This is a genomic window from Paragemmobacter kunshanensis, assembly GCF_011059185.1.
Taxonomy (GTDB): Bacteria; Pseudomonadota; Alphaproteobacteria; order Rhodobacterales; family Rhodobacteraceae; genus Paragemmobacter; species Paragemmobacter kunshanensis.
Genome location: NZ_JAALFE010000018.1, coordinates 37,005 through 59,998 on the forward strand (window position 1 = coordinate 37,005; position 22,994 = coordinate 59,998).

Below are 22,994 nucleotides of genomic sequence, written 5' to 3' on the forward strand. Positions count from 1 at the left end.
CCCCCCCCCCGGTGGCGCGGGCTGTTGCGGTGGGGCCAAGGCTTTGGCGGGGTGCCGGAGGGTGGGTTTTTCTGAGGGGTCGGGTCGAAGGGGCAGGGGGGCCGTCCGGCCCCCCCGGGCATGCGCCTTTGGCGCATGCTCCCCCCCCCCGGTGGCGCGGGCTGTTTCGGTGGGGCCAGGTCTTTGGCGGGGTGCCGGAGGGCGGGTATCTCTGAGGGGGCGCGTCGAAGGGGCCGGGGGGCCGTCCGGCCCCCCGACATGCGCCCTTGGCGCATGTTCCCCCCCCGGTGGCGCATGGCTTCTGGCGCGGGGATGCCTCAGGCTGCCGAGCCGCCCACGGTCAGCCCGCCGATCAGCAGGGTGGGTTGGCCCACGCCCACGGGAACCCATTGCCCGGCCTTGCCGCAATTGCCGATGCCGGGATCGAGGTTCAGGTCATTGCCGATGGCGCGGATGCCCTTGAGCGCCGTCGCCCCGTCGCCGATCAGCGTGGCGCCCTTGACCGGCGCCCCCACCTTGCCGTTCTGCACGCGGTAGGCCTCGGTGCAGGAGAAGACGAACTTGCCGTTGGTGATATCCACCTGGCCGCCGCCGAAGCCCACGGCATAGATCCCATCCTTCAGCCCGGCGAGGATGTCCTTCGGATCATCCTGGCCCGCCAGCATGTAGGTATTGGTCATGCGCGGCATGGGGATATGGGCGAAGCTTTCGCGCCGTCCGTTGCCGGTGGGGGCCACGCCCATCAGGCGGGCATTCTGGCGATCCTGCATGTAGCCCGTGAGGATACCATCCTCGATCAGCACGTTCCGGCCCGAGGGCGTGCCTTCATCGTCGATCGAGATGGAGCCGCGCCGGTCGGGGAGGGTGCCGTCGTCCAGCACCGTGACGCCGGGCGCGGCGATGCGCTGGCCCATGAGGCCCGAGAAGGCCGAGGTCTGCTTGCGGTTGAAATCGCCTTCGAGGCCGTGACCGATGGCTTCGTGCAGAAGGATGCCGGGCCAGCCGGGGCCGAGGACGACATCCATCACGCCCGCGGGGGCGGGGACGGCGTCGAGATTGACCAGCGCGATGCGCAGCGCCTCTTGCACCATGGGTTGCCAGCGGGCGCGGTCCATCAGGGCGGCAAGGCCGAAGCGGCCGCCGCCACCCATGCCGCCCTGTTCGCGCCGCCCGGCCTGTTCGACGATGACCGAGACATTGAGCCGGGCCATGGGCCGGATATCGGCAAGGCGAAGGCCCTCGGGGCGCAGGATTTCAACCTCTTGCAGCCCGGCGGAGAGGGTGGCGGAGACCTGCACGACGCGCGGATCGAGGGCGCGGGCATAGGCGTCGATCTCTTTCAGAAGGTCGAGCTTTCCGGCGAAGGCCGCATCCGCCATCGGATCGGCATCGCCATAGAGCCGGCGGTTCGTGCCCTGCGGCCCCTGCGCCAGCGTGCCGCCGCCATCGCCCACGGCAAGGCGTGCCGTCTGCGCCGCGCGGCGCAGCGATCTTTCGGAGATTTCGGTGGAATGGGCATAGCCCGCCACCTCGCCCCGGACGGCGCGCAGGCCGAATCCTTCGGAGGCATCATAGGCAGCGGTCTTGATGCGGCCGTCATCGAGAACGATCGCCTCGGACCGCTTGCGTTCCAGAAAAAGCTCGCCATCCTCGGCGCCCGCGGTCGCCTCGCGCAGGATGGCGAGGGCGGTTTCCTCGTCCAGCGCCGTTTCGAAGGGGCGGAATGGCGCGTCGGTCATCTGAGGGCGTCCTTGATCTGTGTCAAACGGCGCGCATTTGCCGCAATGGTTTGGCTTGCCGCGCAGCCCCTAATATGGTTTCAAGCGAAGCGGAAACAACGGGATTCTGTGTGTCGGCCGGTTGCGGGCCGCATATGGGAAAAAAGCAGCGGCGACAGGCCGCGCACTCGAACGGGAAAAGAACATGCGTCTTCTGACCACTTTCAAGGCTGTGGCCGCCATCGGCACCGGTTCGCTTCTGTCCAGCGCGGCCTTCGCGCAGGGGCTTGAGGTCGTGGGCGAGCCCTTGCCGCAGAAAATGGGCTTTCAGCCCGCGGCGACGGAGCTTGCACGCGATCTGCAGGGGCTGGATCACATGATCCTGGTGATCATCACGGTGATCACGATCTTCGTGACCGCGCTGCTGATCTGGGTGATGATCCGCTACAACGAGAAGGCCAACAAGACGCCGGCCACCTTTACCCACAATTCGCCGCTGGAAGTGGCCTGGACGGTGGTGCCGATCCTGATCCTGGTGTTCATCGGGGCGTTCTCGCTGCCGGTGCTGTTCAAGCAGCAGGAGATCCCCACGGCCGACATCACCATCAAGGTGACCGGGAACCAGTGGTTCTGGTCCTATGAATATACCGACAACGGCGTGACCGAGGCCGCGGATGCCGCGCCGATCGCCTTTGACAGCTTCATGCTGGCCAAGGAAGACCTGGCGGCCCATGGCTATGCCGAGAACCAGTATCTGCTGGCCACCGATACGGCCGTCGTGGTGCCGGTGGGCAAGACCGTGGTGATGAACGTGACGGCCGCGGACGTGATCCATTCCTGGAAGATCCCGGCCTTTGGCGTGATGCAGGACGCGGTGCCGGGCCGTCTGGCGCAGCTGTGGTTCAGCGCCGAGCGCGAGGGCATCTATTTCGGCCAATGCTCGGAACTCTGTGGCAAGGACCATGCCTATATGCCGATCACGGTGAAGGTCGTGTCCGAAGCGGCCTATGCCGCCTGGGTGGCCAAGGCCGAGGCCGGGGATGTGATGCTGTCGGATGCCGATCTGGCGCAGCCGGTGGCGCTGGCATCGAACGACTGAGTGTCGGCAGGAAATGGCAGGGGCTGCCCCGGATTTGCCTCCAGGGCCTTTCCCCCACCTTGAGGACGTAGCGCATGAGCGACATTCGCGCCTTTGAACAGCCCGGCGAGGCAGGCTTTGGCGATTACGTGCAGCTTCTGAAGCCGCGCGTGATGTCGCTTGTCGTCTTCACCGCGCTGGTGGGGCTGCTGGTCGCGCCGGTGGCCGTGCATCCGGTGATCGCCTTCGCGTCGATCCTGTTCGTGGCGCTGGGGGCCGGGGCCTCGGGCGCGCTGAACATGTGGTGGGATGCCGATATCGACGCGGTGATGCGGCGCACCAAGGGCCGCCCGGTTCCCGCCGGAAAGGTGGAGGCGGGCGAGGCGCTGGCGGTCGGGCTGGCGCTTTCGGGGCTTTCGGTGGTGATGCTGGGGCTGGCGGCAAACTGGCTGGCGGCGGGGCTGCTGGCGTTTACCATCTTCTTCTATGCGGTGGTCTATTCGATGTGGCTGAAGCGGTCGACGCCGCAGAACATCGTGATCGGCGGGGCCGCGGGGGCCTTTCCGCCCATGGTGGGCTGGGCCTGTGCGACGGGCAGCGTGTCGATCGAAAGCCTGCTGATGTTCGCGCTGATCTTCATGTGGACGCCGCCGCATTTCTGGGCGCTGGCGCTGTTCATGAAGGATGACTATTCCAAGGCCGGGGTGCCCATGCTGACGGTGACCCATGGCCGCAAGGCCACGCGCAACCATATCCTGGTCTATACGCTGCTGCTTGCCCCGGTGGCGGTTGGCGCGGCCTTCACGTCGATCGGCGGGCCGATCTATCTGACGGCGGCGGTGCTGCTGAATGCCTGGTTCATCCTCGGGGCTTGGCGGATCTGGCGGCGGGACGAGGCGGTTGCCGAGGCGGATTCCTATGCTGTCGAGAAATCGGTGTTCCGCTTTTCGCTTTACTACCTGTTCCTGCATTTCGGGGCCTTCCTCGCCGAGGCGGCGCTGCGGCCTTATGGTCTGGGGGGCTGGTGATGGCTGCCTTTCCGCCCGAACATGAATTGCACAAGCGGCGGCTGGGCCGGAATGTGGGCGTCGGCGTGACGCTGGGCCTGTTCATCGTGCTGGTCTTTGCGCTGACGGTGGTGAAGGTCACGCGGGGGGATCCGATGCAGGCCTTCGATCACTCGGTCCGCCCGGAAATGGCGACGGAGGAGGGGCAATGAAGGGACAGAACCGCACGGCGATCTATCTGGTGGGGGTCGCTGTCACGATGGCCTCGTTGTCCTTCGCGGCGGTGCCCTTCTATGACTGGTTCTGCCGGGTCACGGGCTTTGGCGGCACGACGGGCGTGGCGACGGCTGCGCCGGGCACGATCCTGGACCGGACCGTGGTGGTGAAGTTCGACGCCTCGACCGAGCGGGGGATGCCCTGGGAGTTCCGCCCGGTGCAGCGCGAGATGACGGTGCGGATCGGCGAGAATGCGCTGGCCTTCTATGAGGCCTACAACCCCACGGATCGCGTGGTGGCGGGCACGGCAAGCTATAACGTCGCGCCGGATGCGGCGGGGGGCTATTTCGACAAGATCGCCTGCTTCTGCTTTACCGAACAGGTGCTGCAACCCGGTGAGCGGGTGGAGATGCCGGTGTCCTTTTTCGTCGATCCCGCGATGGTGCAGGATCCGGAAGGCGCCTTCGTGAAAGAGATCACGCTGTCCTATACATTCTACGAAACACCCCTGCCCGAGGAACAGGCCGCGCTTGCCGTGCCTGCGGGCGAGGCGGTAAACTGACAAAAAGAACGAGGGAACCGGAATGGCACACGCCAAGAACCACGATTACCATATCCTGCCGCCGTCGATCTGGCCCTTCCTCGGGGCGGTATCGGCCTTTGTCATGCTGTTCGGCGCCGTGCTGTGGATGCATGGCAACGGGCCGTGGCTGGGGCTGATCGGCCTGGTGGGCGTGCTTTACGTGATGTTCGGCTGGTGGGCCGATGTGGTGAAGGAAAGCCAGGTCGGCGATCACACCCCGGTGGTGCGGATCGGTCTGCGCTATGGCTTCATCATGTTCATCATGTCGGAAGTGATGTTCTTCGCGGCGTGGTTCTGGTCCTTCTTCAAGCATGCGCTTTACCCGATGGGGCCGGACAGCCCGGCGATCGACGGGGTCTGGCCGCCGGCCGGGATCGAGACCTTCGATCCCTGGCACCTGCCGCTGATCAACACGCTGATCCTGCTCTGCTCGGGCGCGGCGGCCACCTGGGCGCATCATGCGCTGGTGCATGAGAACAACCGCAAGGATCTGGTGAACGGTCTGGCGCTGGCCATCGTGCTGGGCGTGCTGTTCACCTTCTTCCAGGCCTATGAATACAGCCATGCCGCCTTCGGCTTTGCCGGCAACATCTATGGCGCGAACTTCTTCATGGCGACGGGCTTTCACGGCTTTCACGTGCTGATCGGCACGATCTTCCTGATCGTCTGCCTGATCCGGGCGATGAAGGGGCATTTCACCCCCGAGAAGCATATCGGCTTCGAAGCCGCGGCCTGGTACTGGCACTTTGTCGACGTGGTCTGGCTGTTCCTGTTCGCCTCGATCTATGTCTGGGGCCGCTGAGCCCCTGGCATGAACGAGGCCCGGGGGGCGGCGCCCCGCCCCCCGACCCTTGGAAGGCGCGGACCCGGGCGGGTGCGCGCCTTTCCTTTTGACCGGAGTGAGACGGATGCTGCGCAGAATGATCTTTCCCCTGGTGATCGGCCTGGTGGGCGGCGGCATCCTGATTTCGCTGGGGATATGGCAGGTGCAGCGTCTGGCCTGGAAAGAGGCCGTGCTGGCCGAGATCGCGGCCCGGATCACGGATGCGCCGGTGGCGCTGCCGGCGGACCCTGACCCGGCGACGGATCGCTATCTGCCGGTTGTGGCAGAGGGGCGGTTCACCGGGGAACATCTCGATGTGCTGGTCAGCCGCAAGCAGATAGGGCCCGGGGTGCGCGTGGTGGAGGTCTTCGAGACCGGAGAGGGCCGCCGGGTTCTGGTGGATCGGGGTTTCGTTCCGCAGGATGCGCGCGGGGCGGCGCGGATGTCCGGGCCTGCGCGGGTAGAGGGCAACCTGCACTGGCCGGAAGAGACGGATGGATTCACCCCCCCGCCGGATGGGCAGACGGGCCTGTGGTTCGCCCGGGATGTCGCGGCCATGGCGGCGGCGCTGGATGCGGAGCCGACATTTATTGTCGCGCGCAGGCCAACCGGCGGCGGGATCGAACCGATGCCTGTCGACACTTCGGGTATTCCCAATGACCACATGAACTATGCGATCACATGGTTTTCGCTGGCGGCCGTCTGGCTGGGGATGACAGCGTATCTTCTGTGGCGTATCAGGCAGCGAAGGGCATGAAGGCGTGGCTATGAACTATATCTCGACCCGTGGTGCTGCACCGGTTCTGACATTCGGCGAAGCGATGATGACGGGGCTGGCCCGGGATGGCGGGCTTTATGTGCCGCAATCCGTGCCGACCCTGTCGAAGGAGGCCATCGCCGCGATGGCGGGGCTGCCCTATGAGGAGATCGCCTTCCGCGTGATGCGCCCCTTTCTGGGCGACACCTTTGGCGATGACGAATTCCGCGGCCTGATCGCCCGGGCCTATGCGGGGTTCGGCCATGACGCCCGCGCGCCCCTGGTGCAGCTTGGCCCGAACCATTTCCTGCTGGAGCTGTTCCACGGGCCCACGCTGGCCTTCAAGGATTTCGCCATGCAGCTCATCGGGCAGATGATGCAGGCGGCGCTGGCCAAGACAGGGGAGCGGATCACCATCGTGGGGGCCACCTCGGGCGATACGGGATCGGCCGCGATGGAGGCGTTCCGGGGATTGGCGAATGTCGACCTGTTCATCCTTTACCCGCATGGCCGGGTATCCGAGGTGCAGCGACGCCAGATGACGACGCCGGTTGAATCCAATGTCCACGCGCTGGCCATCGACGGCGATTTCGATGATGCCCAGGCGCGCGTGAAGGACATGTTCAACGATTTCGCCTTCCGCGATGGCGTGCGGCTGGCGGGGGTGAATTCGATCAACTGGGCGCGGGTTCTGGCGCAGGTCGTCTATTACTTCAGCAGCGCCGTCTCGCTGGGTGCGCCGCATCGCGCCGTCAGCTTTACCGTGCCGACGGGCAATTTCGGCGACATCTTCGCCGGATACATCGCGCGCAGGATGGGGCTGCCGATCGAGAAGCTGGTGATCGCGACGAACCAGAACGACATCCTTGATCGTGCCATGCGGACGGGCGGCTATGTGACGGATGGGGTGCGCCCCTCGATCAGCCCGTCGATGGATATCCAGGTGTCGTCGAATTTCGAACGCGCGCTGTTCGATGCCTATGGCCGCGACGGGGCGGCGGTGGCGCAACTGATGGCCGAGTTGAAGGCGGGCGGGTTCCATATCAGCCAGGGCGCGCTGGAGATGCTGCGCGCGACCTTTGCCTCGGGCCGCTGTTCCGAGGAAGAGACGGTGGCGACGATCCGGTCGGCCTTTGCCCGGACGGGCGAGGTGCTGTGCCCGCATTCCGCGGTGGGGGTGAAGGTGGCCGAGGAACATCTGGGCGCGGCCCCGATGATCACGCTGGCGACGGCCCATCCGGCCAAGTTTCCCGATGCGGTGGAAGGGGCGATGGGCACGCGCCCGGCGCTGCCGCCCCGGATGGCCGATCTGTTCGACCGCCCCGAGCGGGTGACGCGGGTGGCCAATGACCTGGCGGCGCTGCAGGGCATCATTCGTGAAAGGATCGGCGGTTGAGCCTGAAGATCACCACGCTTTCCAACGGCTTCCGCATCGTGACGGAGGATATGCCGGGCCTTCTTTCCGCATCGGCGGGGATCTGGGTCACGGCAGGCGGGCGGCATGAGCGGGCCGAGCAGAACGGCATCGCGCATTTCCTGGAACATATGGCCTTCAAGGGGACGGAGAAGCGGTCGGCCCTGCGCATCGCCGAAGAGATCGAGGATGTGGGCGGCTATATCAACGCCTATACCAGCCGCGAGATGACGGCCTATTACGCCCGCGTCCTGTCGCCCGATGTGGGGCTGGCCCTGGATGTGATTTCGGACATCGTGCTGAACCCTGTCTTCGACCCGAAGGAGATCGAGACGGAGCGCCATGTCATCCTGCAGGAAATCGGGCAGGCGCTGGATACGCCCGATGACATCATCTTTGACTGGCTGCAGGAGGTTTCCTATCCCGATCAGCCCTTCGGCCGCACCATTCTTGGCCCGGCCGAGCGGGTTTCGGCCTTTGGGCAGGGCGATCTGCGGGCCTTCGTGGGCGAACATTACGGCCCCGACCAGATGATCCTTGCCGCTGCCGGGGGCGTGGACCACGATGCCATCGTGCGGCAGGCCGAGGCGACCTTCGGTCATCTGAAGCCGGTGGGCAACGCGACCCTGCAGCCCGCGCGCTTTGCCGGGGGCGAGCGGCGCGAGATCAAGGATCTGGAGCAGGTCCATGTGGCGCTGGCCTTTGAAGGGCCGGGCTACCGCGCGCCGGATGTCTATGCAGCCCAGGTCTATGCCACGGCGATGGGGGGCGGCATGTCGAGCCGACTGTTCCAGAAGATCCGCGAGGAGCGGGGGCTTTGCTATTCGATCTTCGCCCAGTCCGGCGCCTATGAGGATACCGGGCAGATCACCGTCTATGCAGGCACCTCGGAAGAGGAGATCGGCGATCTGGTGGGCCTGACGATGGACGAGTTGAAGCGCGCCGCCGAAGACATGACCGAGGCCGAGGTGAACCGCGCCCGGGCGCAGCTGAAGGCCGGGCTTCTGATGGGGCTGGAAAGCCCGTCAAGCCGGGCAGAGCGCAATGCGCGGCTCTTGTCGATCTGGGGCCGGGTGCCCGGGGTGGAAGAAACGGTTGCCAAGATCGACGCGGTTTCCGTGGGCGATGTCAGGGCCTACGGAGAGCGTCTGGTGGGTGCGAAGGCGGCGATGGCGCTTTATGGGCCGGTCGGTGATGCGCCCGATCTGGAGGCAGTCAAGGCAAGGCTTGCCGCCTGATGCTGGGGCTGCACCGCAAGGCCAGGATCGAGACCGAGCGGATGACGCTGCGCCTGCCGCAACATGCGGACTGGAAGGCCTGGGCCGCGCTGCGGCAGGAGAGCGAGGCCTTCCTGACGCCATGGGAGCCTGTCTGGGCCGGGGATCACCTGACGCGGCGGGCCTTTACCAACCGCGTCTACTGGGCGGCGCGGGCCGAGGGGCAGGGGGCGGCGCTGCCCTTGATGATGATCCGGCGCGAGGATCAGGCGCTTCTGGGGGCGATCACGCTGGACAATATCCGGCGGGGCCCGGCGCAGGCGGGGACGCTGGGCTATTGGATTGGCGAAAGATTTTCGCGGCGCGGCTACATGCGCGAGGCGATCCTTGCCGTGGTGCATCATGCCTTTGCGGTGATGGACCTGAGCCGGATCGAGGCGGCCTGCCTGCCGGAGAATGCGGCCTCGCGCGGGGTGCTGGAGAAGTGCGGCTTCAAGTATGAGGGCGTCGCGCAGAGCTATCTGCAGATTTCCGGGCGGTGGCGGAATCATGTGCTTTATTCGGCGCTCAGGACGGATCGGCGCGGCCGCACCGATGTGGGCTGACGCCCGTTTCCCCCGAGGTTGACGAAAGCGTGAAGCGGCGCGGCTCTTGCCCCGTGGCAGGCTGGTGCATCTTGTTCCGCATCAGCCGTGAGGGAGGAAGGGACCATGCCGCATCCGGTGCAGGGGATTGTGCAGCAGATCGTGCATGGGGGCACGGCCCGAAAGGGCCGTTTCCCCCTGATCCCGGGACTGCGGCAGGGTGGGGCGGTGGTCGGCGCTGCCCTCCTGGCTGCGATGTCCGCCCTTGCCCTGCCTGCCTCGGCACAGGAGCGGATACCCTCCAACTGTTTTGCGCTGGCGCAAGGGCCGGTCTCGCCCGAGCGGGTATGGCGCGCGGCGATCGGGGCGCCGGTTGCAGCGGGGCATGTGCGCATCCGCTATCTCGACCATGCCAGCTTTGCCATCGAGGCCGAGGACGGCACCCTTGCCGTGACCGACTATACGGGCTTCATCGGCAATCCGGATGTGGTGCCGGATGTGGTGACGATGAACAACGCCCATTCCACCCACTGGACGAGCAATCCCGATCCGCGCATCCCGCATGTCCTGCAGGGCTGGCCGCAGGAGGGGCAACCCGCCTTTCACGAACTGGACCTCGGCTCCATGCTGGTGCGCAATGTCACCACGGATACGCGCGGCCCCTTTGGCGAGGGCGCGCGGGCGGATGGCAATTCGATCTTCGTCTTCGAGGCGGGGGGCCTGTGCATCGGGCATCTGGGGCATCTGCACCAGATCCCGGATGATGCACAATATGCCTCGATCGGGCGTCTGGATGTGGTGATGGTGCCGGTGGACGGGGGATATACCATGTCCACCGAAGCGATGAGCGAGGTGGTGCGCAGGCTGCGCGCCTCGGTCGTCATTCCGATGCACTGGTTTTCGGGGGCCTCGCTGGTGACCTTTCTGGAAGAGATGGAGGGCCAGTTCCAGGTGGTGGACGTAGGCGGGCCGGAGCTGGACCTTTCGCTGCAGGATCTGCCGGGGCGGCCCACGATCATGGTGCTGGAGCCGGACTTCATCCCCTAGGGTCTTTCCGGGCCTTGGGGCTTGGGATAGGAGGGCATCGAAGGAGATCTGCCGATGCTGAACCCCGCCGATGCTGCCTTTGTCGCCCGACTGGCCGCCCTGCTGCCCGAGGGCCGCCTGCGCGATGCCGAGGCGCGCTATCTGGAAGAGCCGCGCGGGCGCTGGAGGGGGCAGGGCGGGGTGCTGGCCTTGCCACGGTCCACCGCCGAGGTGCAGGTCGTGGTGCGCGCCTGCGCCGAGGCGCGGGTGGGGATCGTGCCATGGGGCGGGGGGACGGGCCTTGTCGGCGGGCAGATCCAGGAAGAGGGGCCCGCGCCGGTGATCCTGTCGCTGGAGCGGATGGCGGCGCTGCGCGGGATATGGGCCGACGAGAACGTGATGGAGGTGGAGGCGGGGATGACGCTGGCCGCCGTGCAGGAGGCGGCGGAAGGGGCGGGGCGGATGTTCCCCCTGTCGCTGGCCAGCGAGGGCACGGCGCGGATCGGCGGGGTTCTGGCCACGAATGCGGGCGGGATCGGCGTGCTGCGCCATGGCAATGCGCGTGACCTGTGCCTTGGGGTCGAGGCGGTGCTGGCGGATGGGTCGGTGCTGGGCGGGCTGAAGCGGCTGCGCAAGGACAATATGGGCTATGACCTGCGCAACCTGCTGATCGGGGCCGAAGGCAGCCTTGGCATCATCACCGCGGCGGTGCTGCGGATGGTGCCGCGCCCGGCGGTGCAGGTGACGGCGCTCCTGGTGGTGGATGATCCGGCGGCGGCGCTGCGGCTCTTGACGCTGTGCCAGACGCGGCTGCCGGGAATGGTGTCGGCCTTCGAATTGATCAAGCGGACCGGGTTCGAATTTCTGGCCGAGACCCTGCCCGAGATCGGCTGCCCCTTCCCGGTGGTGCCGGATTGGTGCGTGCTGCTGGAACTTGGCCTGCCGTCGGGATTCGAGGCCGAGGAGGCGATGGCCGGGATCTATGCCGAGGCCGATGAGGCGGGGCTGGTGCGGGACGGGGTGATCGCGGCTTCGGAAAGCCAGCGCCAGGGGATCTGGCGCATCCGCGAGACGATCCCCGAGGCGAACCGGCTGATCGGGGCGGTGTCGTCGCATGACATCTCGCTGCCGCTGAGCGAGGTGGCGGGGTTCATCGCGCAGGCGGATGCGGCGCTGGCGGCGATGGGGACCTTCCGCATCAACTGCTTTGGCCATCTGGGCGATGGCAACCTGCATTACAACGTCTTTCCGGCACCGGGCCGCAGCCGCCGCGATCACGAAGGGCAGCGCGACGCGATCAAGACCTGCATTCACGATCTGGTGGACGGGATGGGCGGGTCGGTCAGTGCCGAACATGGCATCGGGCGGCTGAAGGTGGGGGATCTGGAACGCTATGGCGATCCGGGCAAGCTGGCGGCGATGCGGGCGGTGAAGCGCGCGCTGGATCCGCTGGGCATCCTGAACCCCGGCGCGGTGCTGGGGCAGGGCGGAATTTGACGCAAATTCCGCGCCGTTTTCTGACGCAGAAAACGGGCTTCTTGCGGCGTGCCCGGTGCGGGGCCCGGAATTTGTGTCAAATTCCGGCGCGTTTTCTGTGTCAGAAAACGCCTTGCGGAACGGTTGGAAGATGGGAAGTGCAGGTTTCTGTTGCCAGGTACCTGCGAACCCCGCCTTACGCGGCTAAGCGCAAGGGCTTATGTTTGGTATTGCGAGCCGCTTACGCAGCCAGCGCCACCGGAGCACGGTTGTCATTGGCAACTGTGATCTTGGACCGATAACGGTGGTACCTCACCGAGCGAAAGCTGGCCTCTTTGAACGTTCGTCGATCCTGTTTCGGCCCCTTACCCCCGCAATGACCGGGTGTTCTGGTGGAGCCGCCGGGTACCGCCCCCGGGTCCGAGCCGTCTATTACAGGTGCGTTTATCGCCATAGTCCGGGTTGCCCCGGACAGGAGCAGATATAGGGGCCGGGCGGGCGGGCCGCAAGTCATTCCGCGGCAAATGAAAGACGCCCGGGGTTGCCCCCGGGCGCCCTGTCGGTTCGCTGCGGCCGGATCAGAAGCCCGCCTTGATGTTCTCGAACTCCTGGATCATCCTTTCGCGGAATTCGGCACTGACCGGGGTCTGCGCGAGAAGCGTCGTGGTGACCGGATCCACGAAGGCGGCCTTCAGTTCATCCTGCGAGACTTCGGCCATGGCGGCGTTGTTGGAATGGGCATAGCCCAGTTCATCGAGCAGGGTCTTGGCCGAGCCATGGGCGAGCAGCGAATTGATGAAGTCATAGGCCTTGTCTTCCGACCCGGGCGCATCCTTCATGTTCACATAGCCGCAGAACCAGGTCGAGGCGCCTTCTGCCGGGCTGCGGTTGAAGCCGACGGGGAAGCCTTCGGCCTGCAGGAGCGCCACGCCGTCGTTCCAGGACCAGGCGACGAGCACCTCGCCCGTGGCCATCAGCTGCGACAGTTCCGACGGATCGGCCCAATAGGCGCGGACATTGGGATGGACGGTGCGCAGCCAGTCGGCGGCGGCCTGGAACTGTTCGTCCGTCACGTTGTCCCAGCTGGTGACGCCGGTGGCGAGGAAGGCCAGGGCCCAGATGTCATCGGAATTGTCCGGCAGCGAGATCCGGCCCGCATATTTCGGATCGGCAAAGACCTTGAGCGAGGCCACGTCTTCGGCCGGGACTTCGGTCGAGTTGTAGGCGACGGCGGTATAGGCATAGTCGGTCGGCACGAACCAGACGCCGGCATCATCCTTGACCACGGCGGAGTTCAGGAGGACCGGGTTGATATTGGCGAATTCGGGGATGCGGCTGATATCCCAGGGTTCGATCAGCCCGGCATCCTTGTAACGCGGCAGGCTGGCCACGCAGGGATGGGTGACGTCGGACTTGAAGCCGGAGGAAACCTTCTGGAAGGCTTCGTCATCATCGGCGAAGAAGGAATAGGTGGGTTTCTCGCCATGCTTGGCGACATAGTCGGTCAGGACGCCGTCGATTTCCCAGCCGGCCCAGTCGAAGACCGTCATCTCGGCATCGGCGGCACGGGCCGCCGAGGACAGGAGCGTGACGGCCGCCGCGGTGGCGAGGAGCATACGGTTCATTTTCATCAAGTTTTCCTCACTGCTGTTTGGCCGCGCCTTTTCCATGCCTGCGGCCGATGCGTTGACGCTAGATCAGCGATGGGTCAGTCTCAACCCCCTAAAGCAGATTGGAATTCCCTGCCGCCACGGCAAGGGGAGGGTGGCGGAAAAGCTGCGGAACCATCCGCAAATGCCTGTTCGGCAGGCAGGTGTGGCCGTACCGCGGGCATGCGAGGGAGAGGCGGGATGTTCAGGGCGCTGGTGGTGGACAGGGATGCGGGCGGTGCGACGCATGCGGCGGTCAGGAGGCTGGAGGAGCGGGATCTGCCCGAGGCCGAGGTGACGGTGGCAGTCGCGCATTCGACGCTGAATTACAAGGATGCGCTGTGCATGGGATCGGGGGGCGGGATGGTGCGGGTCTGGCCGCATGTGCCGGGGATCGACCTTGCGGGCGTGGTGGAGGCATCGGGCGATCCGCGCTATCGGCCCGGCGACAGGGTGGTGCTGACGGGGTGGCGGGTCGGCGAAAACTGGTGGGGTGGCTATTCGGAGCGGGCGCGGGTGCGGGCGGACTGGCTGGTGCCGCTGCCCGAGGGGATGACGACGCGGCAGGCCATGGCGGTGGGCACGGCCGGGTTCACCGCGATGCTGGCGCTGATGGCGCTGGAGGAGCAGGGGCTGAGCCCGGATCAGGGCGAGGTTCTGGTGACCGGGGCGGCGGGGGGCGTGGGGTCGGTCGCGGTGGCGCTGCTGGCCGGGCAGGGCTATTCGGTGGCCGCCGTGACGGGGCGGCCCGGGACGGAGCCCTATCTGCGGGCGCTGGGGGCGGCGCGGATCATCCCGCGCGCGGAACTGGCCGAGACAGTGGCCAAGACGCTGGAATCCGAGATCTGGGCGGGCTGCATCGACAATGTGGGCGGGGCGATGCTGGCGCGGGTGCTGGGGCAGATGAAGGCGGGGGCTTCGATCGCGGCGGTGGGTCTTGCGGGGGGAACGGAACTGCCGGCGAAGGTGTCGCCCTTCATCCTGCGGGGGGTGAACCTGCTGGGGATCAATTCGGTGCTGGTGCCCTATGAACGTCGGGTCAGGGCATGGGCGCGGATCGCGCGGGATCTGCCGATGGACAAGCTGGAGGCCATGACGCAGGACTGTGGCCTTGGCGACCTGCCGGAGCTGGGGCAGGCCATCCTGCGGGGCGAGGTGCGGGGGCGTGTCGTGGTGGATGTGACGCGCTGACGGGGCCGCGTTCCGGTGCGGCAGGGGCTTGAGCGGCAGACGGTGCCGCGCTAGCAAGGGCGCCGAGGGGTGCCGAACCCCTCTGCCCCGGGAAGAGACAGTCGCGGGGCTGGCTGGAAGACCTGCCACGGACCGGGACTGCCCGCCCGTGCGGGGCATGTCCGGGTTCGGTTGGACCTGAACCTTGAAGGGATGCCCCTGATGACCGCGCTTGATCTTGATTTCGTCCGTTCGCAATTCCCGGCCTTCCAGTCGCCGGTGCTGTCCACCCATGCCTTTTTCGAGAATGCGGGCGGATCCTTTCCCTGCCGCGCCGTGGTGGAGCGGCTGCATCGCTTTTACACCGATCGCAAGGTGCAGCCCTATGCGCCCTATCCGGGCGCGCAGGCGGGCGGCGCGGAGATGGACGAGGCGCGGCTGCGTCTGGCCGGGATGATGGGGGTGGCGCGCGAGGAAGTGTCCTTTGGCCCCTCGACCAGCGCCAATACCTATGTGCTGGCGCAGGCGGTGCGCAAATGGCTGGCGGGCAAGGGGCTGGCCATCGTGGTGACGGATCAGGACCATGAGGCCAATTCGGGGGTCTGGCGGCGGCTGGCCGATGAGGGGATCGAGGTTCGCGAATGGAAGCTGGACCCCGAGACCGGGTCGCTGGATCCGGCGGACCTGCGGGCGCTGCTGGCCGATGGCAAGGTGCGGCTGGTCTGTTTTCCGCATTGCTCCAACGTGGTGGCCGAGTTGAACGATGTGACGGCGATCTGCGCCCTTGCGCGCGAGGCAGGGGCGCGGACGGTGGTGGACGGGGTCAGCTATGCGCCGCACGGCTTTCCGGACATTCCCGCGCTGGGCTGCGATGTCTATCTTTTCTCGGCCTACAAGACCTATGGGCCGCATCAGGGGATCATGGTGATCCGTGAAGCCTTTGGCATGGAATTGCCGGGGCAGGCGCATTTCTTCAACAATGACACGCTTTACAAGCGGTTCACCCCGGCGGGGCCGGATCATGCGCAGATCGCGGCCTGTGCGGGCATGGCCGATTACGTGGATGCGCTGGCGGCGCGGCATGGCATCGGCGGCGATGCGGCGGCGCGCAATCGCGGGGTGCATGATCTGATGCGGGCGCAGGAGGTGGCGGTGATCGCGCCGCTTCTGGACTATCTGGCGGCGCGAAACGATGTGCGGCTGATCGGGCCGCGCGATGCGGCCCGGCGCGCGCCGACGGTGGCGGTCGATCTGGGCCGCGCGGCGGAGCCGGTTTCGGAAGAGCTTGGGCGCATGGGGATTGCCTGCTGGGCGGGGGATTTCTATGCCGTGCGGCCGCTGACGGCGATGGGCGTCGATCTGGAGAAAGGCGTGCTGCGGATGAGCGCGGTGCATTACACCGGGGCCGAGGATGTGGCGCGGCTGATCGCGGCGCTGGACAGGGTGCTGTGATCGGGGGTGCTGTGATCCGACGGGGTGTCTTGCGCGTATCCATGGGTAAACGAAACAGAATGCGCGCATGACCTCCCCCCTGATCCTGTGGTTCCGCCGCGATTTGCGGCTGGACGACCTGCCGATGCTGACGGCGGCCCTGGCGACGGGGCGGCCTTTGATCCCCGTCTTCATCCTGGATCCCGAGACCGAGGCGCTGGGTGCTGCGGCGAAGTGGCGGCTGGGGCTGGGCGTGGCGCATTTCGCGGAGCGGCTGGCGGCGGCAGGATCGCGGCTGATCCTTCGGCGGGGGCCTGCGCGCGAGGTTCTGGCGGCGCTGGTGGCCGAGACGGGCGCGGCGGGGGTGATGTGGTCGCGGCTTTATGATCCGGCGGCCAAGGCGCGGGATGCGGCGGTGAAGTCCTGGCTGAAGGCGGAGGGGCGTCTGGGCGAAAGCCATCCGGGGCATCTGCTGTTCGAACCCTGGACGGTGGAGACCGGGCAGGGCGGGTTCTACCGGGTGTTCACGCCCTATTGGCGGGCCGTGCGGGGGCGCGATGTGGCGGCCCCGGTGCCGGCGCCTGCGCGGCTGCCCGCGCCTGAGGGTTGGCCCGCGTCGGACCGGATCGAGGATTGGCGCATGGGCGCCGCGATGCGGCGCGGCGCGGCAGTGGTGGCGGGCCATATCCGCGTTGGGGCCGAGGCCGCGCTGGCGCGGATGGAGGCCTTTCTGGCCGGGCCGGTGGCGCGCTATGACGCGGCGCGCGACCTGCCGGCAGAGGATGGCACCTCGCGCCTGTCCGAGAATCTGACCTATGGCGAGATCGGGATCCGGCGGGTCTGGCATGCGGGGATGGCCGCGCATCTGCGGGGATCGGCAGGGGCGGAGACCTTTCTGAAGGAACTGGCCTGGCGCGAATTCGCCTATCATCTGATGCATCACACGCCCCAGATCCTTGACCGGAACTGGAAGGCGGAATGGGACAGCTTTCCCTGGGCGGGCGAGGGGCCCCAGGTCGAGGCCTGGCGGCGCGGCATGACGGGCGAGCCCTTTGTCGATGCCGCCATGCGCGAGATGTATGTGACGGGCACGATGCACAATCGGGGGCGGATGATCGTGGCCTCATACCTGACCAAGCATCTGATGACGCATTGGAAGCTGGGGCTGGACTGGTTCGCCGATTGCCTGACGGACTGGGATCCGGCGGCCAATGCGATGGGCTGGCAATGGGCGGCGGGATCGGGGCCGGATGCGGCGCCCTATTTCCGCATCTTCAACCCGGCCACGCAGGTGGAGAAGTTCGATCCCAAGGGCCTTTATCGCCGCCGCTTCATCGCCGAGATGAGCCGCGCACCGGGGGCCGAGGCGATGGCTTTCTTCGCGGCGGTGCCGCTGTCCTGGGGCCTTGATCCGGGGCGGGGATATCCGGGGCGGATCGTCGATCTGGCCGAGGGCCGGGCGCGGGCGCTGGCCGCCTATGCGGGGCGCGGAGGCGGTGAGGGGTGACGCGACGTCAGGGGTGGTTTTCGCGGCACAGGCCGATCATCGGGCTGCATGAAACCCTTGAGTGCGCGGCGCGTATCTGTGACTGTTGAGCCAAAAAGAAGAAACGTGGGGAGTTCATGGACGTTCTGACCAGCATCAAGGGCCAATCGGGCCTGCCGCGATATTTTGCCCAGGCCTTTCAGGTGTTGCAGGGCATGGGGCGGGGGCGGCTTGATTTCGTGCTGCCCGACGGCCGCAGGTTCCGCGTCGATGCCCCCAAGGCCGGGCCGGTGGGCGAGGTGGTGGTGCATGACGCCGATACCTTCGCCCGTCTGATCCGTGAGGGGGATCTCGGTTTCTGCGACGCCTATCTGGACGGCTGGTGGTCCACCCCGGACCTGCAGGCGCTGATGGATCTGGTGCAACTGCCCGAGAACGACCCCGTGAATGACGGCTTTCCGGGGATGGGCCTCTTGCGGTTCTACGAGAGGATGCGGTTCTGGCTGCAATCGAACAGCCGCAGGCAGGCGAAGAAGAACATCAGCCATCACTATGATCTGGGCAATGATTTCTATCGCCTGTGGCTGGATGACACGATGACCTATTCCAGCGCGATCTTCCGGTCGGGGCAGGAAAGCCTGGAGGCCGCGCAGACCGAGAAATACAAGTCCATGGTCGATCAGATGGGGGCCAAGCCCGGCGATCATGTGCTGGAGATCGGCTGCGGCTGGGGCGGATTCGCGGAATATGCCGCGAAGGAGCGCGGCTTGCGCGTGACGGGGCTGACCATTTCGCAGGCACAATACGATTATGCCGTGGCGCGGATGGCCAAGGCGGGCCTGTCGGACCGGGTGGAGATCAAGCTGCAGGATTACCGCGACGAACGCGGCACCTATGACGGCATCGCCTCGATCGAGATGTTCGAGGCGGTGGGCGAGAAATACTGGCCGGTCTATTTCGACAGCCTGCGCGAAAGGCTGAAACCCGGGCGCCATGCCACGTTGCAGATCATCACCATCGCCGACAAGCGCTGGGAGGTTTACCGCAAGGGCGTTGATTTCATTCAGAAATACATCTTCCCCGGCGGCATGCTGCCATCGCCTTCGGTGCTGCGCGCCGAGGTGGAGCGGGCGGGGCTGAAGGTGAAGGGATCCATCGAATTCGGCGAAAGCTACAGCCTGACCCTGCGGCGCTGGCACGAGACGTTCAACACCCGCTGGGACGAGGTGGCGCGCATCGGCTTTGACGAAAGGTTCCGCCGGATGTGGAACTTCTATCTGACCTCTTGCGCGGGCGCGTTTCAGGGCGGAAACTGCGACGTAACACAGATTACCGTCACAAGACCGAGTTGAGGCCCCCCGATGCCCACCGCCGCAAAGCTGGTAGCCGCACTGTGTTTTGGCTTTCTGGCATGGGTGGTGTGCATCGTGCTGGAAGGCGTGATGCCTGACAGTCAGAGGGTGGGATATCTCTATCCCGTCTCCATCCTGCTGGCGGCCATCTGCGGGTGGTTCGTGTCGGGTGCCGCGGCGCGGGCGCGCTTTGCCGAAGCGGCGGCAACGGGGATGCGGACGGCGGTCACGGCGGCGCTGGTCGTGCTGGTGGCCTTTGCGGTGGGAACGATGTGGGATACTGCGATGCGGGGGCGCTATCGCGGGCCCATGGATGCGGTCCTGGACATCGTCCACCGCTTCCTTGAATTCGGGGGGATGATGATATCGGTTCCGGTGATCGCCACGCTTCTGATCGGCGGGGCGGTGGCGGGCATGGTGACGGAATCCGCCGGTCGGCGCTGGCGCTGATCCGGGCGGATCCGGGAAGTGACGAGGACGGATTGAACTATTTCTTCTATGGCACCCTGTGCCACGCTCCCTTGCTGGAGCGGGTTCTGGGGCGGCCTGCCGATGCCCGCGCGGCGATGCTCGCCGATTATCGTGTCGCCTGGGCGCAGGGCGGGGATCATCCGGTGATCCTGGCCGCGCCGGGGCAGGCGGCGCGGGGGCTTCTCCTTGAGGGACTGACCGAGGCCGAGGCGGCGCGGCTGGATTTCTATGAAGGCGGTTTTGGCTATGGCTGGCGCGAGACCGGGGTCACGGTCGCGACCGGGGCCGATGCCGGGCGGGTGGCCGTGGCGCGGGTCTATTTCCCCGAGGGTGCCGCGATTGCGCCAGGGGCGGATTGGGACCTGGCGGCATGGGAGGCGCGTTTCGCCGCGGCAGCGGTAGAGACGGCGGGGGATTGCATGGCGCTGATGGGCCGGATGCCCGCCGCTTCGGTGGCGGCGCGGCGCGGGCCGATGACGGTGCGCGCGGCAAGCCGCCTGCGGGCGCATCAGGGCGGGCAGGAGGCGGCGCTGCGACGCAGGGCCGGGCCGGAAGATGTCGCGGTTCTGTCGCGTGAGGCGCCCTATGCGAAATTCTTCGCGGTAGAGGATTGGCGCGTCGCCTGGCGGCAGTTCGACGGGCGGATGGGCGCGCCGGTGGAGCGGGCGGTCTTTGTGTCCTGCGATGCGGTGACGGTGCTGCCCTATGATCCGCAGCGCGACCGGGTGCTGCTGGTGGAACAGTTCCGCGCCGGGCCGATGGCGCGGGGCGATCAGGGGGCCTGGCAGCTTGAGGCGATCGCCGGGCGGATCGACCCGGGCGAAAGCCCCGAGGAGGCGGGCCGACGCGAGGCGATGGAAGAGGCGGGGTTGCGGCTGGGGGCCTTGCTGCCCGTGGCGGGCTATTATCCCAGCCCGGGGATCATCACCGAATATCTCTATTCCTATGTCGGGCTGGCCGACCTGCCCGATGGGGTGGCGGGTGTCTTTGGCGAAGCGGAAGAGGCCGAGGATATCCGCGGCCACCTGATCGGCTTCGACCGGATGATGGACCTGGTCGCCAGTGGCGAGATCGCCAATGCGCCGCTGATCCTGACGGCGCTGTGGTTGCAGCGCGAACGGGGCCGCCTGCGGGCGGGGGGCTGACCCCCGCCACGCAGGATCGCCTTACAGCGCGAGGGTGACCCAGGCCCCGTTGCGTTTCGAAGAGCGCACGCAGGCATCGACGAAGGCCACACCCTCCAGCCCCTCCTTCAGGCCCGGGAAGGTGACGGCGGGGTCAAGCGTGCTGCCGTCGCGGCGGGCAAGGATGGCGCGGGCGGCTTCGGCATAGATATTGGCGAAACCTTCCAGATAGCCTTCCGGGTGGCCGGGCGGCACACGGGTGACGCGGCCCGCTTCGGGGCCGGAACCGGCCCCGCCGCGCGTGATGCGGTATTTCGGCTGGTTCAGCGGGCCGACCCAGAGATAGTTCGGGTCTTCCTGCGCCCATTCAAGACCGGCTTTCGTGCCATAGACCCGCAGGCGCAACCCGTTCTCGCAACCCGCGGCCACCTGCGAACACCACAGCATGCCCCGCGCGCCACCCTTGTAGCGCAGAAGGACATGGCCGTTGTCATCGACGCGGCGACCGGGCACGAAGCTTTGCAGATCGGCGGCGAGGCTGTCGAGTTCCAGCCCCGTCACGAAGGCCGCCAGATTGAAGGCATGGGTGCCGATATCGCCGGTCGATCCGCCCGCCCCGGTGCGGGCAGGATCGGTGCGCCAGTCGGCCTGTTTCTGGCCCGAGGCCTCGATGGGATCGGCCAGCCAGTCCTGCGCGTATTCCACCTGCACCACGCGGATCTCGCCCAGATCGCCGTTGCGGACCATCGCCGCGGCCTGCCGGATCATCGGATAGCCGGTATAGTTGTGGGTCAGCGCGAAGACGACGCCCGACGCCTCGGCCGCCCTGGCCAGACGCTTTGCCTCGGGCAGGGTGGCGGTCAGGGGCTTGTCGCAGATGACATGGATGCCCCGGCGCAGGAACTGCATCGCCACGGGGGCATGCATGTGGTTGGGGGTGACGATGGCGACGGCCTCGATCCCGTCCTTGCGACGCGCCTCGCGCGCGGCCATCTCGGCGAAGCTGGCATAGGTTCGCCGCGGATCCACGCCAAGATCGGCGCCCGAAGCCGCGCTTTTCTCTGCGCTGGACGAGAAACAGCCGGCAACCAGTTCATATTGATCGTCAATCCGCGCCGCGATGCGGTGGACGGCACCGATGAAGGCATCGCGCCCGCCCCCCACCATGCCCAGCCGGATGCGCGGTGCCCGCGCGACATGTGCCCCGGTAATGGCCATTCCCTTGCTCTCCTGTCTTCATCTGTTCTTCAAATATCCCACGGGGGTCCGGGGGTGTGAAACCCCCGGTCCCGCAGTCTCAATCCAGGCCCAGCATCCGCCGGTTCGCGGCGCGGTCGGTGCCCGCATCGGCGAAATCGTCAAAGGCCTTCTCGGTCACGCGGATGATGTGGTTGCGGACGAAGTCCGCCCCTTCGCGCGCGCCGTCCTCGGGGTGTTTGAGGCAGCATTCCCATTCCACCACGGCCCAGCCGTCAAAGCCGTATTGCGTGAGCTTCGAGAAGATGCCGACGAAATCCACCTGCCCGTCGCCGGGGCTGCGGAAGCGGCCGGCGCGGTTGGCCCAGGACTGGTAACCGCCATAGACGCCCTGCCGTCCGGTCGGGTTCAGTTCCGCATCCTTGACGTGGAACATCCGGATCCGGTCATGGTAGATGTCGATATGTTCCAGATAATCAAGATGTTGCAGGACGTAATGCGAGGGATCGTAGAGCATGCAGGCGCGCGCATGGCCCTTCACGCGATCCAGGAACATCTCGTAGCTGGCCCCATCATGCAGGTCTTCGCCAGGATGGATTTCATAGCAGACATCCACCCCCATCTCTTCGGCATGGTCCAGGATGGGGCGCCAGCGGCGGGCGAGTTCGTCGAAGGCCTCTTCGATCAGGCCCGCCGGGCGCTGGGGCCAAGGATAGACATAGGGCCAGGCCAGCGCGCCGGAAAAGGTGGCATGGGCGGAAAGGCCCAGATTGCGTGACGCGGTGAGCGCCTTCTTCACCTGATCCACTGCCCATTCGGCCCGCGCCTTGGGGTTGCCGCGCACGGCGGGGGCGGCGAAGCCGTCGAAGGCCGTGTCATAGGCGGGGTGGACGGCGACGAGCTGGCCCTGCAGGTGGGTGGAAAGCTCTGTCACCGCAAGGCCCGCCTCGGCGGCGATGCCCTTCACCTCGTCGCAGTAATCGCGCGAGGCGGCGGCCTTTTCCAGATCGAAGAGGCGGCCATCCCAGGATGGCACCTGCACGCCCGCATAGCCGCAATCGGCGGCCCAGCGGGTGATGGATTTCCACGAATTGAATGGCGCTGCATCGCCCGCGAACTGGGCAAGGAACAGCGCGGGGCCCTTGATCGTCTTCATGTTGCCTCCCTCCCTGACGGGTTCCGCCGCATTGGGCGGAGAACCCATCGCATCTGACC

Annotated in this window: 21 protein-coding genes and 1 other RNA gene; 17 read left to right on the forward strand and 5 right to left on the reverse strand. The window is 66.7% G+C overall.

Going from position 1 to position 22,994, the window contains the following annotated elements:
* Positions 1–317 precede the first annotated feature (317 nt).
* Positions 318–1,739, reverse strand: a complete 1,422-nt coding sequence (gene tldD / locus G5V65_RS16465; RefSeq protein WP_165052188.1) for a metalloprotease TldD — start codon at positions 1,737–1,739, stop codon at positions 318–320.
* 184 nt (positions 1,740–1,923) lie between these two features.
* Between tldD and coxB the strand changes: the two genes are divergently transcribed.
* The 11 genes from coxB to G5V65_RS16520 all read left to right on the forward strand — a co-directional run bounded on the left by coxB (position 1,924) and on the right by G5V65_RS16520 (position 11,920).
* Positions 1,924–2,817 (forward strand): cytochrome c oxidase subunit II, encoded by an 894-nt coding sequence (coxB, locus tag G5V65_RS16470; RefSeq protein ID WP_165052190.1) that lies wholly within the window; start codon positions 1,924–1,926, stop codon positions 2,815–2,817.
* A 74-nt stretch (positions 2,818–2,891) separates the two neighbouring features.
* Complete coding sequence (gene cyoE / locus G5V65_RS16475) at positions 2,892–3,824, forward strand: heme o synthase (protein WP_165052192.1); 933 nt, start codon at positions 2,892–2,894, stop codon at positions 3,822–3,824.
* Positions 3,824–4,015, forward strand: coding sequence for a hypothetical protein (locus tag G5V65_RS16480; protein WP_165052194.1), 192 nt, complete (start codon positions 3,824–3,826; stop codon positions 4,013–4,015). The genes cyoE and G5V65_RS16480 overlap by 1 nt, the downstream gene beginning before the upstream one ends.
* A complete protein-coding gene (locus G5V65_RS16485) occupies positions 4,012–4,581 on the forward strand; it encodes a cytochrome c oxidase assembly protein (protein WP_165052197.1) in 570 nt (189 codons plus the stop codon). Before G5V65_RS16480 ends, G5V65_RS16485 begins: the two co-directional genes overlap by 4 nt.
* A gap of 22 nt (positions 4,582–4,603) precedes the next feature.
* Entirely contained in the window at positions 4,604–5,404 is an 801-nt protein-coding gene (locus tag G5V65_RS16490; protein ID WP_165052199.1) for a cytochrome c oxidase subunit 3, read from the forward strand.
* Positions 5,405–5,510: 106 nt separating this feature from the next.
* Complete coding sequence (locus tag G5V65_RS16495) at positions 5,511–6,182, forward strand: SURF1 family protein (protein ID WP_165052201.1); 672 nt, start codon at positions 5,511–5,513, stop codon at positions 6,180–6,182.
* A gap of 10 nt (positions 6,183–6,192) precedes the next feature.
* Positions 6,193–7,578, forward strand: a complete 1,386-nt coding sequence (gene thrC, locus G5V65_RS16500; protein ID WP_165052203.1) for a threonine synthase — start codon at positions 6,193–6,195, stop codon at positions 7,576–7,578.
* Complete coding sequence (locus tag G5V65_RS16505) at positions 7,575–8,834, forward strand: M16 family metallopeptidase (RefSeq protein ID WP_165052206.1); 1,260 nt, start codon at positions 7,575–7,577, stop codon at positions 8,832–8,834. The genes thrC and G5V65_RS16505 overlap by 4 nt, the downstream gene beginning before the upstream one ends.
* A complete protein-coding gene (locus tag G5V65_RS16510; RefSeq protein WP_165052208.1) occupies positions 8,834–9,418 on the forward strand; it encodes a GNAT family N-acetyltransferase in 585 nt (194 codons plus the stop codon). Before G5V65_RS16505 ends, G5V65_RS16510 begins: the two co-directional genes overlap by 1 nt.
* A 234-nt stretch (positions 9,419–9,652) precedes the next feature.
* A complete protein-coding gene (locus G5V65_RS16515) occupies positions 9,653–10,444 on the forward strand; it encodes an MBL fold metallo-hydrolase (RefSeq protein ID WP_165052279.1) in 792 nt (263 codons plus the stop codon).
* A 54-nt stretch (positions 10,445–10,498) separates the two neighbouring features.
* The gene (locus G5V65_RS16520; RefSeq protein WP_165052210.1) at positions 10,499–11,920 is read left to right on the forward strand and encodes an FAD-binding oxidoreductase; all 1,422 of its coding nucleotides are present in this window, start codon (positions 10,499–10,501) and stop codon (positions 11,918–11,920) included.
* A 136-nt stretch (positions 11,921–12,056) separates the two neighbouring features.
* On the opposite strand, the gene ssrA is transcribed toward G5V65_RS16520, so the two are convergent.
* Together ssrA and G5V65_RS16530 are read right to left on the reverse strand one after the other, a co-directional pair.
* Positions 12,057–12,412: a transfer-messenger RNA gene (ssrA, locus tag G5V65_RS16525) on the reverse strand.
* Between the two features lie 65 nt (positions 12,413–12,477).
* Positions 12,478–13,530, reverse strand: a complete 1,053-nt coding sequence (locus G5V65_RS16530; RefSeq protein ID WP_165052211.1) for an ABC transporter substrate-binding protein — start codon at positions 13,528–13,530, stop codon at positions 12,478–12,480.
* A gap of 219 nt (positions 13,531–13,749) precedes the next feature.
* On the opposite strand from G5V65_RS16530, the gene G5V65_RS16535 reads away from it, so the two are divergent.
* The 6 genes from G5V65_RS16535 to G5V65_RS16560 all read left to right on the forward strand — a co-directional run bounded on the left by G5V65_RS16535 (position 13,750) and on the right by G5V65_RS16560 (position 20,603).
* Positions 13,750–14,739: an MDR family oxidoreductase gene (locus G5V65_RS16535; protein ID WP_165052214.1), complete on the forward strand. Its 990-nt coding sequence runs from the start codon at positions 13,750–13,752 to the stop codon at positions 14,737–14,739.
* Between the two features lie 201 nt (positions 14,740–14,940).
* Positions 14,941–16,170, forward strand: coding sequence for an aminotransferase class V-fold PLP-dependent enzyme (locus G5V65_RS16540; RefSeq protein WP_165052216.1), 1,230 nt, complete (start codon positions 14,941–14,943; stop codon positions 16,168–16,170).
* A 67-nt stretch (positions 16,171–16,237) separates the two neighbouring features.
* On the forward strand, positions 16,238–17,656 hold the full coding sequence (locus G5V65_RS16545; protein WP_165052218.1) for a cryptochrome/photolyase family protein: 1,419 nt from the start codon (positions 16,238–16,240) through the stop codon (positions 17,654–17,656).
* Positions 17,657–17,772: 116 nt separating this feature from the next.
* Complete coding sequence (locus tag G5V65_RS16550) at positions 17,773–18,987, forward strand: SAM-dependent methyltransferase (protein WP_165052221.1); 1,215 nt, start codon at positions 17,773–17,775, stop codon at positions 18,985–18,987.
* A gap of 9 nt (positions 18,988–18,996) precedes the next feature.
* Entirely contained in the window at positions 18,997–19,437 is a 441-nt protein-coding gene (locus tag G5V65_RS16555; RefSeq protein WP_165052223.1) for a TrgA family protein, read from the forward strand.
* 32 nt (positions 19,438–19,469) lie between these two features.
* Entirely contained in the window at positions 19,470–20,603 is a 1,134-nt protein-coding gene (locus G5V65_RS16560; RefSeq protein WP_165052225.1) for an NUDIX domain-containing protein, read from the forward strand.
* 21 nt (positions 20,604–20,624) lie between these two features.
* On the opposite strand, the gene G5V65_RS16565 is transcribed toward G5V65_RS16560, so the two are convergent.
* Both G5V65_RS16565 and G5V65_RS16570 read right to left on the reverse strand, forming a co-directional pair.
* A complete protein-coding gene (locus G5V65_RS16565) occupies positions 20,625–21,800 on the reverse strand; it encodes a Gfo/Idh/MocA family protein (RefSeq protein WP_165052228.1) in 1,176 nt (391 codons plus the stop codon).
* Positions 21,801–21,879: 79 nt separating this feature from the next.
* Positions 21,880–22,935 (reverse strand): sugar phosphate isomerase/epimerase family protein, encoded by a 1,056-nt coding sequence (locus tag G5V65_RS16570; protein WP_165052230.1) that lies wholly within the window; start codon positions 22,933–22,935, stop codon positions 21,880–21,882.
* Positions 22,936–22,994: the final 59 nt, after the last annotated feature.

Coding starts and splice junctions, on each gene's coding strand:
- tldD (WP_165052188.1), bottom strand. CDS start 1,739: ATGACCGACGCGCCATTCCGCCCCTTCGAAACGGCGCTGGACGAGGAA.
- coxB (WP_165052190.1), top strand. CDS start 1,924: ATGCGTCTTCTGACCACTTTCAAGGCTGTGGCCGCCATCGGCACCGGT.
- cyoE (WP_165052192.1), top strand. CDS start 2,892: ATGAGCGACATTCGCGCCTTTGAACAGCCCGGCGAGGCAGGCTTTGGC.
- G5V65_RS16480 (WP_165052194.1), top strand. CDS start 3,824: ATGGCTGCCTTTCCGCCCGAACATGAATTGCACAAGCGGCGGCTGGGC.
- G5V65_RS16485 (WP_165052197.1), top strand. CDS start 4,012: ATGAAGGGACAGAACCGCACGGCGATCTATCTGGTGGGGGTCGCTGTC.
- G5V65_RS16490 (WP_165052199.1), top strand. CDS start 4,604: ATGGCACACGCCAAGAACCACGATTACCATATCCTGCCGCCGTCGATC.
- G5V65_RS16495 (WP_165052201.1), top strand. CDS start 5,511: ATGCTGCGCAGAATGATCTTTCCCCTGGTGATCGGCCTGGTGGGCGGC.
- thrC (WP_165052203.1), top strand. CDS start 6,193: ATGAACTATATCTCGACCCGTGGTGCTGCACCGGTTCTGACATTCGGC.
- G5V65_RS16510 (WP_165052208.1), top strand. CDS start 8,834: ATGCTGGGGCTGCACCGCAAGGCCAGGATCGAGACCGAGCGGATGACG.
- G5V65_RS16515 (WP_165052279.1), top strand. CDS start 9,653: ATGTCCGCCCTTGCCCTGCCTGCCTCGGCACAGGAGCGGATACCCTCC.
- G5V65_RS16520 (WP_165052210.1), top strand. CDS start 10,499: ATGCTGAACCCCGCCGATGCTGCCTTTGTCGCCCGACTGGCCGCCCTG.
- G5V65_RS16530 (WP_165052211.1), bottom strand. CDS start 13,530: ATGAAAATGAACCGTATGCTCCTCGCCACCGCGGCGGCCGTCACGCTC.
- G5V65_RS16535 (WP_165052214.1), top strand. CDS start 13,750: ATGTTCAGGGCGCTGGTGGTGGACAGGGATGCGGGCGGTGCGACGCAT.
- G5V65_RS16540 (WP_165052216.1), top strand. CDS start 14,941: ATGACCGCGCTTGATCTTGATTTCGTCCGTTCGCAATTCCCGGCCTTC.
- G5V65_RS16545 (WP_165052218.1), top strand. CDS start 16,238: ATGACCTCCCCCCTGATCCTGTGGTTCCGCCGCGATTTGCGGCTGGAC.
- G5V65_RS16550 (WP_165052221.1), top strand. CDS start 17,773: ATGGACGTTCTGACCAGCATCAAGGGCCAATCGGGCCTGCCGCGATAT.
- G5V65_RS16555 (WP_165052223.1), top strand. CDS start 18,997: ATGCCCACCGCCGCAAAGCTGGTAGCCGCACTGTGTTTTGGCTTTCTG.
- G5V65_RS16565 (WP_165052228.1), bottom strand. CDS start 21,800: ATGGCCATTACCGGGGCACATGTCGCGCGGGCACCGCGCATCCGGCTG.
- G5V65_RS16570 (WP_165052230.1), bottom strand. CDS start 22,935: ATGAAGACGATCAAGGGCCCCGCGCTGTTCCTTGCCCAGTTCGCGGGC.